This window comes from Streptomyces sp. NPDC054794 (assembly GCF_053611585.1).
This window is the reverse complement of record NZ_JBSHAQ010000055.1, coordinates 30,581-44,379: the sequence shown is the minus strand read 5'-3', so window position 1 is coordinate 44,379 and position 13,799 is coordinate 30,581. Positions and strand designations below refer to the sequence as shown.

General features: G+C 70.5%; 10 protein-coding genes. 9 read left to right on the top strand and 1 reads right to left on the bottom strand.

Annotated elements, in window-relative coordinates; all coding sequences use genetic code 11:
• Positions 1 to 125: 125 nt before the first annotated feature.
• From ACWGKT_RS39175 to ACWGKT_RS39155, 5 genes are all read left to right on the top strand, one after another.
• Positions 126 to 884, top strand: a complete 759-nt coding sequence (locus ACWGKT_RS39175) for an NUDIX hydrolase (protein WP_356156112.1) — start codon at positions 126 to 128, stop codon at positions 882 to 884.
• 161 nt (positions 885 to 1,045) lie between these two features.
• A complete protein-coding gene (locus tag ACWGKT_RS39170) occupies positions 1,046 to 3,661 on the top strand; it encodes an ATP-binding cassette domain-containing protein (RefSeq protein WP_453277416.1) in 2,616 nt (871 codons plus the stop codon).
• A 162-nt stretch (positions 3,662 to 3,823) separates the two neighbouring features.
• Positions 3,824 to 4,711, top strand: a complete 888-nt coding sequence (locus ACWGKT_RS39165) for a FadR/GntR family transcriptional regulator (RefSeq protein WP_453277415.1) — start codon at positions 3,824 to 3,826, stop codon at positions 4,709 to 4,711.
• Positions 4,712 to 5,136: 425 nt separating this feature from the next.
• Entirely contained in the window at positions 5,137 to 6,687 is a 1,551-nt protein-coding gene (locus ACWGKT_RS39160; RefSeq protein ID WP_453277414.1) for an RNA polymerase sigma factor, read from the top strand.
• Between the two features lie 121 nt (positions 6,688 to 6,808).
• Positions 6,809 to 7,672 (top strand): serine protease, encoded by an 864-nt coding sequence (locus tag ACWGKT_RS39155; protein ID WP_453277413.1) that lies wholly within the window; start codon positions 6,809 to 6,811, stop codon positions 7,670 to 7,672.
• A 109-nt stretch (positions 7,673 to 7,781) separates the two neighbouring features.
• Here the strand turns inward: ACWGKT_RS39155 and ACWGKT_RS39150 are convergent, their stop codons facing one another.
• Entirely contained in the window at positions 7,782 to 8,012 is a 231-nt protein-coding gene (locus tag ACWGKT_RS39150; RefSeq protein ID WP_453277412.1) for a DUF7455 domain-containing protein, read from the bottom strand.
• A gap of 442 nt (positions 8,013 to 8,454) precedes the next feature.
• Between ACWGKT_RS39150 and ACWGKT_RS39145 the strand changes: the two genes are divergently transcribed.
• The 4 genes from ACWGKT_RS39145 (at position 8,455) to ACWGKT_RS39130 (ending at position 13,733) form a co-directional block, all read left to right on the top strand.
• Positions 8,455 to 10,578, top strand: a complete 2,124-nt coding sequence (locus ACWGKT_RS39145; protein WP_356154802.1) for a DNA gyrase/topoisomerase IV subunit B — start codon at positions 8,455 to 8,457, stop codon at positions 10,576 to 10,578.
• Between the two features lie 805 nt (positions 10,579 to 11,383).
• Positions 11,384 to 11,908, top strand: coding sequence for a DUF1453 domain-containing protein (locus tag ACWGKT_RS39140; RefSeq protein WP_453277411.1), 525 nt, complete (start codon positions 11,384 to 11,386; stop codon positions 11,906 to 11,908).
• Positions 11,905 to 13,056 (top strand): histidine kinase, encoded by a 1,152-nt coding sequence (locus tag ACWGKT_RS39135; protein WP_356154809.1) that lies wholly within the window; start codon positions 11,905 to 11,907, stop codon positions 13,054 to 13,056. Before ACWGKT_RS39140 ends, ACWGKT_RS39135 begins: the two co-directional genes overlap by 4 nt.
• Complete coding sequence (locus ACWGKT_RS39130) at positions 13,053 to 13,733, top strand: response regulator (protein WP_453277410.1); 681 nt, start codon at positions 13,053 to 13,055, stop codon at positions 13,731 to 13,733. The genes ACWGKT_RS39135 and ACWGKT_RS39130 overlap by 4 nt, the downstream gene beginning before the upstream one ends.
• Positions 13,734 to 13,799: the final 66 nt, after the last annotated feature.

Here is a 13,799-nt window from a genome sequence, read left to right as displayed (position 1 = left end):
ACGACGTGACCGGCACCAAGAGCGCGTGCCGACCCGGAGGTCTCATACCGCGACGAAGTGGATCAGCCGTCGATGCCACCGATGAGGGGAGTGTTTATCGTCAGGCAGACGACTATGATCGCCGCATGCCCTACGACCCGTCAGCCTTTCCGCCCTTCGCCGTCACCGTGGACCTGGTCGTGCTGACCGTGCGCCGCCATGCCCTGTGCGCGCTGGCGGTGCGCAGGGGCGAGCCTCCCTTCCAGGGGCGCTGGGCACTGCCCGGCGGTTTCGTACGGGCCGACGAGGATCTGGCACAGGCTGCGGCGCGCGAGCTCGCCGAGGAGACCGGGCTGCACGCCCACGACCCCTCCGTCCCCGCCCAGGACAACGGCGCCCACCTGGAGCAGCTCGCGACCTACGGCGACCCCAAGCGCGACCCGCGCATGCGCGTGGTCAGCGTCGCCCACCTCGCCCTCGCCCCCGATCTGCCCGCTCCTCGGGCGGGCGGCGACGCCAGCAACGCCCGCTGGGCGCCGGTCGAGGAACTGTTGCAGCAGGGTGGATACGGCCGTGACGGCGAGCCCATGGCACCGCTCGCCTTCGACCACCACCAGATCCTGGCCGACGGGGTGGAGCGGGCCCGATCCAAGATCGAGTACTCGTCGCTGGCCACCGCATTCTGCCCGCCCGAGTTCACCGTCGGCGAGCTGCGCCGCGTCTACGAGGCCGTCTGGGGCGTGGCCCTCGATCCGCGCAACTTCCACCGCAAGGTGACCGGCACTCCCGGCTTCCTCGTTCCCACCGGTGGCACGACCACCCGCCAGGGGGGCCGCCCGGCCCAGCTCTTCCGTGCCGGCGGCGCCACTCTTCTCAACCCCCCGATGCTGCGCCCCGAGGTGTGACACCGCTTTTGCCGCGAAGGCGTGGGGGAGGTGTGGGGTCGGATCGCGAGCCGACCTGAACCGGGGAACCGCGAACAAGGGTCGGACATTTGCGGGCACCTCATACGGAACAGATCGGGTTATACGCGAAAAATAGGACACAGCACGCTATCTTGCTGCAGGTGATCCAAGCCTTCGGACTGACCAGCAATCCCCGCAAGGCGCACCCGCCCGCCCTCGACGACGTCTCCTTCGAGGCGCCCGCGGGTCATGTCACCGTGCTCCTCGGAGCGCCGGGCGCCGGCAAGACCACGGCGCTACGTCTGATGCTCGAACTCCAACAAGGCCGTGGGATCACCTACTTCAGAGGCCGGCCCCTCCACCGCATCGCCCACCCCGCGCGCGAAGTCGGCGTGCTCCTCGGCGACGTACCCGGGCATCCGGCGCGCACGGTCCGGGGACATCTGCGCATGCTGTGCGCCGCCGCGGGCGTCCCGGCCCGCCGCGCCGACCAGGTTCTCGAAGTGGTCGGCCTGGTCAGCCTGCGCGAGGAGCGACTGGGCACCCTGTCGCGCGGCATGGACCGTCGGTTCGGGCTGGCCTGCGCCCTCCTGTCCGACCCGCACACACTCGTGCTGGACGACCCCACGCAGGGGCTGTCCGCTCGCGAGGGCCGCTGGTTGCACGGCGTGCTTCGGGCCCACGCGAGCCAGGGCGGGACGGTTCTGCTCACCACGGCCGACCCGAAGGAAGCCGCACGCACCGCCGACCGGGTCGTCACCCTGGAGAGCGGCAGGCTCGTCGCCGACCAGGAAGCCGCCGGTTTCGCCCGCACCCGGCTGCGCCCCCGCGTGGCCGTCCGGAGCCCGCACGCGGCCCGTCTCGCGGCTCTGCTGACCAAGGAGGCCCGGGCGGCCCAGCGCTCCGTCGAGGTCGTACGAGAGGAGGGCAACCGTCTCTCGGTGTATGGCAGTACCACCGCCGCCGTCGGTGAGATCGCCTTTCGGCACGGCATCCTCGTCCACCAACTCGCCGACGAGACGGGCGACATGGGACCCGGTGCTGAAGCGTTTCCGCTGAACGGCCACCGCACCGTTGGCGAGACGGCACGGGAGGAGCGCCCCGAAGCCGTCGACGAGCCGCCGATGGCGAGTCGACCGGAGGTACTTGCCGACCAGGTGGTGCCGGAACGGTCGGAGGTGTTCGAGGGGCCGCGTGTGGTCGGCCGGCCGCGCAACCCTGAGGACGCGCTGTTGATGGAGTGGTCCGAGGCGCTCGGAGGGGCAGCGGGAGGGGCGCGGCCGAGGAACCCTGACGACGCGCCGGCGCGAGAGCGGCCGACGGTTCACGACGACGGGCTGACTGCGGATCGGCCGAGGAAGTCGGGTGCGCCGGGGGAGTGGCCGCTGGTCTCCGGTGAAACGGCGGCAGCGGATCGCCCGCAGCCCCTCCAGGGCGGTGCCGAGTCGGCTCAGGCGCACCCCGCGGAGTCACGGGCGGCAGATCAACCGCGAGCCGCCGACGGCCGGTCCGCCACGGACGCATCACCGACCGCGGCGTCGACGATGCTGCCGGGCGACACGCATTGCGCGGGGGGACCGGAGGCCGACGCCTACGACGGCCATACCGCTGATTCCGCGGCGGCGGCTCGGACGACCGGTGACAGCCCCGAACCCGACCGCGCGACTCCGCCCATCGCACCCTCCCCCGTCACCGCACCGCCCGACCGTCACACGCCCGCGACGCCACTTTCATCGCAAGCCCCCCATGCACCCCAGACGCCGGCCGACGCACCACAAGACGCCCACGCGCCGACCCCCGCACAAGCCCCGGAGGAAACCCAAGCACCCACCGCCACACATCCCTCGCACGCCCCGGCGGCCACGACCGGCCGCGCGCCCCGCGCAGCCTCCACGCATCCCCGCGACGCCGACGGCGCGCAGCACAAGGCCGGCTCCCCACGCGCCACGGAAGCGCGCACACCGGACTCCCTGTCTCCCCTCCCGCCCCCCATCTCCGTCCGCCCCGCCCCCAGCCCCCTCCGCCCCCTCCGCTACGAACTCCGCCGTGCCGCCGGGATCGGGACGGGCTGGGGCACCAGCGGTGCCGTGCTCGCGGTGTCCGCGCTCACCGCCGTACTGCTCGCCCGCCTCGGCCACACCCCGCAGGAACGCCTGTTCGCGGCCTGGCCCGCGCAGCTGCCGCTGCCGCCCGCGGCGCTCGGTGCGGGACTGCTGGGCGCGCTGTCCTTCGGCGACGAGTTCCGCCACCCCGCCCTGGCGGCGGACCGCGGCACCGTGCCTCGCCGGCTGGGGCTGCTGACCGCGAAGCTCCTCGTCTCCGGGGCCACGGCGCTGCTGCTGGCCTTCCTCACCCTGGGCTGCGACGCCGAAGCGCTCTATCTCGTCTACGGACGGGAGCTCGCGCAGGTTCCCGCGGACTGGCTTTCGTTGAGCGCGAGTTGGTTCGGCCTGGTGGTCGGGTGCGCCTGGGCCGGAGTGCTGGCGGCGGGCGTCTTCCGGTCCACCACGGCCGGGCTCGCCGCGGTGCTCGCCGTACCCGTCGTCGTCGTACCCCTCGTACAGAAGGCGCTGCAGGGGCCTGGTGTGCGAGCGGCGGCCGGGATTCAGCTGCGGATGAGGGAGGTCTTTTTGCCGGAGTGGCCCTTCGGGGGCGAGCGATATCTGGCCGGAGTCGTCCGGGTGGTCGCCCAACCCGTGGGCGGTGCGCTGTCGTTGTCGCTCACCGCCCTGCTCTGCGCGTATGTGCTCACGACCCTGCGCAGCAGGGTCCGATGACGACCGTCCGCCCGCTTCCGATCCCGTCGTGTACACAACTCCCCGGAGAAAGCCCATTTCTTTCCGATAAGGCGTCAATTGCGACGCGGTGAGCGATCACCCTTTCGTGTGCTTTTCACCAAAGACCTCAAGGGAGTTGGAGACGGCGCCGACAAAGGATCCGTGAGTACCCTTGCGCACACCATGATGACCGCCGCCCGCTCCGCAGACTCTGGTCTCGTCGGCCCGGGCGAACTCGACCGGTACCCCTACGCCGAGTCCCCCACCCCCGACCGCGTCGGCGTGCCCGCCTGGGAGGGCGTGGACCCCGAGCTGGGCCGGGCGGGCCGACGTGCCGCGGGCAGTCGCGGCCGCGGACTGCACGGCCAACTCGTCCAGCAGCTGGGCCAGATGATCGTCTCGGGCGATCTGGGCGCGGACCGCCCGCTCGTGCCCGAGGAGATCGGCCAGCGCTTCGAGGTCTCCCGCACCGTCGTCCGTGAGTCCCTCCGCGTCCTGGAGGCCAAGGGACTGGTCAGCGCCCGTCCGAACGTGGGCACGCGCGTGCGTCCCGTCAGCGACTGGAACCTCCTGGACCCGGACATCATCGAGTGGCGGGCCTTCGGGCCGCAGCGCGACGACCAGCGCCGTGAGCTGAGCGAGCTACGCTGGACGATCGAGCCTCTCGCCGCCCGGCTCGCCGCCGGGCACGGGCGCGAGGACGTCCAGCAGCGCCTCTCGGACATGGTCGAGATCATGAGTCATGCGATGGCGCAGGGCGACGCACTCACCTTCTCCCGCGCCGACTCCGAGTTCCACTCGCTGCTCATCCAGATCGCCGGCAACCGCATGCTGGAGCACCTCTCGGGCATCGTCTCGGCCGCCCTCCAGGTCTCCGGCGGCCCCGTCACCGGCTGCGACCGGCCGAACGAGACGTCCCTGGCCCAGCACGCGCGGATCGTCGACGCCCTGGGCACGGGTGACGGCGCCACGGCCGAGGCGGCCATGCGTCAGCTCCTCACCGTGCATCCCGAGGTGGAGCGCGTGGTGCCCGCCCCGCGCGAGCACTGACACCGCCCCGTGGCCGGTGCGGTCGGAGCGTGTCGCGTCCTCGTGACGGCGCCGGACTCGGACCCGTCTGCCGCCGGACCCCGCGGGATCCCCTGGGGTCCGGCGGGGTCCGGTGGTGCGAGAAGGCGGCATATCGTCGGAACGGCCTCGGTCAAGACCATCGGTGAGCTCGATTGTCCGCATTTGACCCTTTTTGATTGCTTGCGGGGTGTGACTCGGGCCACGCAGATTGGGCGTAACGCTCGTGGGATCAGCGCGATGACCTAAGAGGTGACAGCCGCGGAGGGAATACGGACGCCGTTCAAGGCGCTGTGAATCTTCCCGGCCCCTGCCCGCGCCGTCGGCCCATCCCCAAGCCGGCGGTCGGCTCCTGTCCGCTGTGGACGGGGCCGGAAGCCGTTTTTCAACGTTCCGAGAGGTTGTTCGTGTCGGCCAGCACATCCCGTACGCTCCCGCCGGAGATCGCCGAGTCCGTCTCTGTCATGGCGCTCATTGAGCGGGGAAAGGCTGAGGGGCAGATCGCCGGCGACGATGTGCGTCGGGCCTTCGAAGCTGACCAGATTCCGGCCACTCAGTGGAAGAACGTACTGCGCAGCCTCAACCAGATCCTCGAGGAAGAGGGTGTGACGCTGATGGTCAGTGCCGCGGAGCCCAAGCGCACCCGTAAGAGCGTCGCAGCGAAGAGTCCGGCCAAGCGCACCGCCACCAAGACGGTCGCGGCGAAGACGGTGACCACCCGGAAGGCCACCGCCACCACGGCCGCCCCGGCCGCGCCCGCGGACCCTGCCGCCGTCGACCCCGCCGAGGAAGCCGCACCCGCAAAGAAGGTCGCGGCCAAGAAGGCGACGACCGCCAAGAAGGCGGCCGCGAAGAAGACTGTCGCCAAGAAGACGACGGCGGCGGCCAAGAAGACCACCGGCAAGAAGGACGACGTCGAGCTGGCCGACGAAGAGGTCCTTGAGGAAACCAAGCCCGGCGACGAGCCGGAGGGCGCCGAGAGCGCCGGCTTCGTCCTGTCCGACGAGGACGAGGACGACGCGCCCGCGCAGCAGGTCGCCGCGGCCGGCGCCACCGCCGACCCGGTCAAGGACTACCTCAAGCAGATCGGCAAGGTCCCCCTGCTCAACGCCGAGCAGGAGGTCGAACTCGCCAAGCGCATCGAGGCCGGTCTGTTCGCCGAGGACAAGCTCGCCAACTCCGACAAGCTCGCGCCGAAGCTCAAGCGCGAGCTGGAGATCATCGCCGAGGACGGCCGCCGCGCCAAGAACCACCTCTTGGAGGCCAACCTCCGTCTGGTGGTCTCCCTGGCCAAGCGCTACACCGGCCGCGGCATGCTCTTCCTGGACCTCATCCAGGAGGGCAACCTCGGTCTGATCCGCGCGGTCGAGAAGTTCGACTACACCAAGGGCTACAAGTTCTCCACGTACGCCACCTGGTGGATCCGTCAGGCCATCACCCGCGCGATGGCCGATCAGGCCCGCACCATCCGTATCCCGGTGCACATGGTCGAGGTCATCAACAAGCTCGCGCGCGTGCAGCGCCAGATGCTCCAGGACCTGGGCCGCGAGCCCACCCCGGAGGAGCTGGCCAAGGAACTCGACATGACCCCGGAGAAGGTCATCGAGGTCCAGAAGTACGGCCGCGAGCCCATCTCCCTGCACACCCCGTTGGGCGAGGACGGCGACAGCGAGTTCGGTGACCTCATCGAGGACTCCGAGGCCGTCGTCCCGGCCGACGCGGTCAGCTTCACGCTCCTCCAGGAGCAGCTGCACTCTGTGCTCGACACCCTGTCCGAGCGTGAGGCGGGCGTCGTCTCCATGCGCTTCGGTCTCACCGACGGTCAGCCGAAGACCCTCGACGAGATCGGCAAGGTGTACGGCGTGACCCGCGAGCGGATCCGCCAGATCGAGTCCAAGACCATGTCGAAGCTGCGCCACCCGTCGCGTTCGCAGGTGCTGCGCGACTACCTCGACTAGGTCGCGATCGCACGACGCCGAAGGCCCGGTCTCCCCTCGGGGGGCCGGGCCTTCGGGCTGCGGACCGGAGCGTCCTGGATCACTCTGGGTGTCTCAAGAGCACTCAGTGTGAGGAGCGTGTATGCGTCGTCCCTTTTCGCGGGTACTGGTCCGGCCGCTGGTCATGGCGGCCGCCGTGGCCGCCATACCGCTGACGCAGGCGACCCCTGTGGCAGCCGACAGCGTCGTCGTGGGCGGGTTCCCCATCGAGGTGTCCCAGAGCCCCTGGACGGTCGCCCTGTCCAGCCGTGACCGGTTCGGAGGTACGCGGGCGGGTCAGTTCTGCGGTGGAGTGGTGATCGGTCCGACCAAGGTGCTGACCGCGGCCCACTGCGTGGGCGAGGAGGTCCTGGGGACGTTCCCGGGCCAGGCACGCGACCTCAAGGTCATCGCGGGCCGTACGGACCTTCTGTCATCCGAGGGTGAAGAGATCCCGGTGAGTGGGATCCGGGTCAATCCGCGCTACGACCCGGTCGACAACGCCGGGGACTTCGCCGTACTCACCCTCGCCACGTCTCTTCCACAGAGTTCGGTCATCGCGATGGCCGCCGAGGGTGATTCGGCGTACGCGCCGGGAACGAGCGCCACGGTGTCAGGGTGGGGTGATCTGACGGGTGGGGGCGACTACCCGCGAGGGCTGCACGCCGCACGCGTGAGCGTGCTGTCCGACGCCCTCTGCGCACAGGCCTATCCCGGCAGCGTCGACGGCACGTACCGGGCGGACTCCATGCTGTGCGCGGGGGAGGTCCAGGGCGGCCCCGACGGCTGCCAGGGGGACAGCGGGGGCCCGCTGGTCGCCGGGGGGCGGCTGATCGGGCTGGTGTCGTGGGGCAGCGGCTGTGGGCGGGCGGGGAGCCCGGGGGTCTACACCCGTGTGTCCGACGTGGTGAAGGTGCTGGGCCCGAGCGCCGGCAGTGGCTCGCGAGGGTCGCACGCAGGCGTCTGAGGACGCCTGAGGGCTCCTGTGAGACGACGACGGGCGGCCGCTCCTCGCAAGGAGCGGCCGCCCGTTTGTCCGGCCTGTGCCGGTGCTGGCTCGTCGGGAATGCGAGAGGTCAGCGCTCTTCGTCGGAGGCGGATGCGGGAGCGGTCGTCAGCCGCTCCGTCTCGTCCTGTATCTCAGCGGCGATCTTCTTGAGTTCCGGCTCGAACTTGCGGCCATGGTGGGCGCAGAAGAGCAGTTCTCCGCCGCTGAGCAAGAGGACGCGCAGGTATGCCTGGGCGCCACAGCGGTCGCAGCGATCGGCGGCCGTCAGGTGGCTCGCGGGGGTCAGAACAGTAGTCACGTCGCCTCTTCTCTAGCTCGACGAGCTGTCGTACCAGGGTCAACATCCAACCAGCCCGAAAACGTTCCCGCTCGTGGCTTTTCCTCGAAAGAATCTTTCCCGGGGCGGCTGCCTGCTGCCGGTTGGCGGCGAATGTGCCGTAAAGCGTGTCTTATGTGTCTTACGGGTTCGCTCAGTCTGTCAGTCTTAGTCCTCCCGGCTGGGTTGCCGGTTGTTCAGGAGGACGTGCCCGGAGCCTAAATGGTTCATGCCTCGAAGGGAACGTGATGTGTACTTCACCCCATCGAGGGATCGAACGCGCATGCGACTCTGGACTAGTCTGAGTTCAGACGAGGGTGGCGTTACATCGGCTCTACCAGGCCTCGGTACCCTCTGAGCGGCGACCGAAGCCGGCCCCTTACCCAAAAGGGGCTCACCTGAAATTCAGCGAGGAGCGAACCGCGTGACCGCCGAGACGTCCGTGCCGTCCACAGCTCTGCTGGCAGGAGCAGACCGGGACGGTTCCAACTACACCGCGCGGCACCTGCTCGTCCTTGAGGGCCTCGAAGCCGTGCGCAAACGCCCGGGTATGTACATCGGCTCGACGGACAGTCGAGGCCTGATGCACTGCCTCTGGGAGATCATCGACAACTCCGTCGACGAGGCCCTCGGCGGCTACTGCGACCACATCGAGGTGATCCTCCACGACGACGGCTCCGTGGAGGTGCGGGACAACGGCCGCGGCATCCCCGTGGACGTCGAGCCCAAGACCGGCATGTCCGGCGTCGAGGTCGTCATGACCAAGCTGCACGCCGGCGGCAAGTTCGGCGGCGGCTCGTACGCCGCCTCCGGCGGCCTGCACGGCGTCGGCGCCTCCGTGGTCAACGCGCTGTCCGCCCGCCTCGACGTCGAGGTCGACCGCAGCGGCCACACCCACGCCATCAGCTTCCGGCGCGGCGTGCCGGGCGCCTTCGCGGCGAACGGCCCGGAGGCCAAGTTCGAGGCCAAGAGCGGCCTGACCAAGGCCAAGAAGATCCCCAAGACCCGCACCGGCACGCGCGTGCGGTACTGGGCCGACCGCCAGATCTTCCTCAAGGACGCCAAGCTCTCCCTGGAGACGCTGCACCAGCGCGCCCGCCAGACCGCTTTCCTGGTGCCCGGACTGACCATCGTCGTCCGGGACGAGTACGGCCTGGGCGAGGGCGGCAGCAAGGGCGAGGAGTCCTTCCGCTTCGACGGCGGAATCAGCGAGTTCTGCGAGTACCTCGCCACGGACAAGGCGGTCTGCGACGTCCTCCGCTTCAGCGGACAGGGCACCTTCAAGGAGACGGTCCCGGTCCTGGACGAGCACGGTCAGATGACCCCGAAGGAGGTCACCCGCGAGCTCGGCGTCGACGTGGCGCTGCGCTGGGGGACCGGCTACGACGCGACCCTCAGGTCGTTCGTCAACATCATCGCCACGCCCAAGGGCGGTACGCACGTCGCCGGCTTCGAGCTGGCCGTCCGCGAGACGATGAACGAGGTGCTGCGCGCCAAGAAGCTGCTGCGCGTCGCCGAGGACGACATCGTCAAGGACGACGCCCTGGAGGGCCTCACGGCGGTCGTCACCGTTCGTCTCGCCGAGCCGCAGTTCGAGGGCCAGACCAAGGAGGTCCTCGGCACCTCGGCGGCCCGGCGCATCGTGAACAACGTGGTCAACAAGGAGCTCAAGGCCTTCCTGACCTCCACCAAGCGCGACACCGCGGCGCAGGCCCGGGTCGTCATGGAGAAGGTCGTCGCGGCCGCCCGTACGCGCATCGCGGCCCGCCAGCACAAGGACGCGCAGCGCCGGAAGACGGCCCTGGAGTCCTCCTCCCTGCCCGCCAAGCTCGCCGACTGCCGCAGCGACGACGTCGAGCGCAGCGAGCTCTTCATCGTCGAGGGAGACTCCGCGCTCGGTACGGCGAAGCTCGCGCGGAACTCCGAGTTCCAGGCGCTGCTGCCGATCCGCGGCAAGATCCTCAACGTTCAGAAGTCGTCCGTGACGGACATGCTGAAGAACGTCGAGTGCGGCGCGATCATCCAGGTCATAGGTGCGGGCTCGGGCCGGACCTTCGACCTCGACGCGGCCCGCTACGGCAAGATCATCATGATGACCGACGCCGATGTGGACGGCTCCCACATCCGCTGCCTGCTGCTCACGCTCTTCCAGCGCTACATGCGGCCCATGGTCGAGGCCGGCCGGGTGTTCGCCGCGGTGCCCCCGCTGCACCGCATCGAGCTCGTCCAGCCGAAGAAGGGCCAGGACAAGTACGTCTACACGTACTCGGACCGCGAGCTGCGCGACAAGCTCATGGAGTTCCAGAGCAAGGGCGTCCGGTACAAGGACTCCATCCAGCGGTACAAGGGTCTGGGCGAGATGGACGCCGACCAACTGGCCGAGACGACGATGGACCCGCGTCACCGCACCCTGCGCCGGATCAACCTCTCCGACCTGGACGCCGCCGAGCGCGTCTTCGACCTGCTGATGGGCAACGACGTGGCGCCCCGCAAGGAGTTCATCTCCAGCTCGGCGGCTACGTTGGATCGGTCGCGGATCGACGCGTAGCCGCTGCGCTGGGCTTTGGCCGGGGTTGAGGAGGGGCTGGTTCGAAGCCGGGCCGCCCGGCCGCCGGGCTGCTGGTGGCTGGTGGCTCGGTGCTGAGCTGCGAGGGCTGAATCAGGGCCGGGTCGGGGCGCGGGTGGCCTGGATGGGACTGGCCTGGGCTGTGCCTGGGCCGAGGACGGCAGCACCTGCCGGACACCGGGGGCCCGTGACCCGGTGACCCCGGTGCTTGCAGTTCGTAGCCGGCTGGCGCTCGGTCCCCGTGGTCCGTCACCCGGCGACCCTGGTCCCTGTGTTCCGAAGCCCGACGCCTGACGGCCCGGAGCCCGAGGGACCAACCCCGATGGCCCCAGCAGGAAGCACGGCAAAGCCGAGCGGCCAGGCACGCCGTCGCCTCCGTCGGCAGCAGCACGGCACGGAATCCGATGTGCCCCCACACCCAGCCTGCGAGCCCAGGGCACCCTGCTGCACGGGCCGCCGGGAACCGAACCCGCAGGGCACGCACCCACAGGCCGCCGTCGAGCCCCGATGGCTGTCGGCCGCTGAGGTCGAGGTGTGTAAGGGCACGGGGCGCCAGCGCCGAGGTCTCGGTCCCGGACCGGGGGTCACCCACCGCCCCTCGCCGGACCAGGGCCGCGTGACCTGGGGGTGCAGGGAGGGTCTCCACCCGTGGGTGGAGGGGGCTCCGTCGACTGGATCCACCCTCGATCCACCTCCGCTCCGATCTGCTGACCTGCGAATTTCCGTAGCGTCGAAGGCGTCGGCAGTGCTTGCTGCCGGCTCCCCTTTCCCGCTCACGGAGGCTCTGATGTCCGGGCTCGTCAACGCGCTGGTGATCGTGGCCGTCGTCGTGCTGGTGGTCGTACGGCAGTTCCGCGCCCGCCCGCTCGACACCGACCGGCGCTGGTGGGCCGTGCCGGTGATCCTCGCGTTCCTGGCGCTGCGTGAGCCCGGCATACTCGACGCCCACCACCGCACCGCGTCCGCCCTGCTGCTCTCCGCCGAGGTGCTCATAGGGCTGGCCACCGGCGCCGGCTGGGCCTGGACCACCCGCGTGTGGAGGGAGTCGGACGGCGTCGTCTGGACCAAGAGCAGCAAGGCGAGCGTGATCGTCTGGGTCGTCGGCATCGGCCTGCGCGTCGGCCTCTTCGGACTCGGCGTTTTGATCGGCATGCACCAGGACAGCTCGGACCTGATGCTCGCCCTCGCCGGCACCCTGCTCGTCCGCGCCGGAATCCTGGCCTGGCGGGCGCAACCGCTGACCGCCCGTGCCACAGAGGCCACGGCGTACGGTGACACCGAGGTCCGGCCCGCCTGGAAGGAGCACGTGTGACGCAGAACCTCTGGACGAGCTGGCCCTCACGCGAGGCGCTCGGCCGCATGGGAAGCCCCCGTTCCCGGCGCATGCTGGCCTGGGCGGTGCGCATGCTGGTGCTCGCCATACTGCTGTGGGGCGCCTTCAGCGCGAACCACGTCCCGCCCTGGGGAGCGGTTACCGCCGTCGCCACCGTGATCCTGGCCGCCGTCGTCTCCTGGGCCTTCTTCCACACGACCTACGCGCACCGGCTCGTGCCCTCCCTGGCGCTCATCAGCGTGCTCCTGGCGATCGCGGTCGCCGCCCAGGCCACGGGGTTCAGAGGCCCGGCCCTGGTGATCTGGTGCGGCTGCGGCATCTCCGCCCTGGAACGCATGCCGCTGGCCGCCGCTCTGCCCGTCGCCTCCGTGGCGCTCGCCTCGTTCGCCGCGTTCAACAACGACGTGTGGCTGACCACCGCCGCCACCGTCGTGGGCATGGCCCTCGCCGGCTGGGTCCTGCGGCTCGACGCCGAGGCTCGGGGCAGCGCCCAGCGTCTGCTCGCCCAGGAGCGGGCCGCCCGCGCGGCCGAGGCGGAGTCGGCGGCGCTGGCCGAGCGGGCCAGGATCGCTCGGGAGATCCACGACGTCCTTGCGCACAGCCTCTCGGCGCAGCTCGTGCACCTGGAGGCGGCCCGGCTGCTGATCGAGCGGGGCGCGGACCGGGAGCGGATCCTCGAACGGGTCGTGGCGGCGCGGGGGATGGCCCGTGACGGGCTCGCCGAGACCCGGCAGTCGCTCTCCGCGCTGCGCGGCGAGCTGACCCCGCTGGAGGACTTCCTGACCGAGCTCGTCAGCACGGCCGACGGCGCCGAGGTCGCCGTCACGGGTGAGCGCAGACCGCTGTCCGCCGAGGCGTCACAGGCCGTACGCCGGGTCGCCCAGGAGGCGCTGACGAACGTCCGCAAGCACGCCCACGGTGCCAAGGTCCGGATGAGCCTGGACTACAGCGAGCACGAAGTCACCCTGGACGTGCGGGATTCGGGCGGGAAGCCGGGCGAGCTCACCGGTGCGGGTGCCGGGTACGGTCTGCTGGGGATGCGGGAGCGGGCCGAGTTGCTGGGCGGCTCACTGGAGGCCGGGCCGGACGAGAAGGGTTTCGCGGTGACGTTGAGGGTGCCCGTATGACGGAGGAGGCCGGGAGGCGGCCGGCGCGGGTGGTCGTCGTGGACGACCAGACCGTGGTCCGGGAGGGCATCGTGATGCTGCTCGGACTCCTCCCGGGCATCGAGGTCGTCGGTGCCGGGGCCGACGGGGAGGAGGCGGTCGAGCTGGTCGCCGAACTCGCCCCGGACGTGGTCCTGATGGACCTGCGGATGCCCCGCTGCGACGGTGTGGAGGCGACCCGGCGGATCCGGGCCGAGCACCCCGGGACCCAGGTGGTGGTGCTCACCACGTTCGCGGACGACGAGTCGCTGTTTCCGGCGCTGAGAGCGGGGGCGCGCGGTTACCTGACCAAGGACGCCGGCGGCGACGAGATCGTACGGGCCGTGGAGAGCGTGCTGTCCGGGGACGCGGGGCTGTCGCCGAGTGTGCAACGGCGGCTGCTGGAGCGGCTGTCGGAGCCCGAGCCTCAGCCGGTGGCCACCGAGGCGCCCGACGGACTGACCGCGCGGGAGACCGAGGTCCTGGTGCTGATCGCCGAGGGGCTCAGCAATCAGGAGATCGCCCGCAGGCTGTGCGTGTCCACCGCGACCGTGAAGACGCACATCAACAACCTCTTCGGCAAGACCGGGCTCAAGGACCGTGCGCAAGCGGTGCGTTATGCGTACGGAAAGGGGCTGGTGCGCCCACCAGCGGATTAGTCACCTGATGGGGTGAAGTGCCCGGGGAAGAAGAGTCGGGGATCTTCCCGATCTGTCCATCCTTGG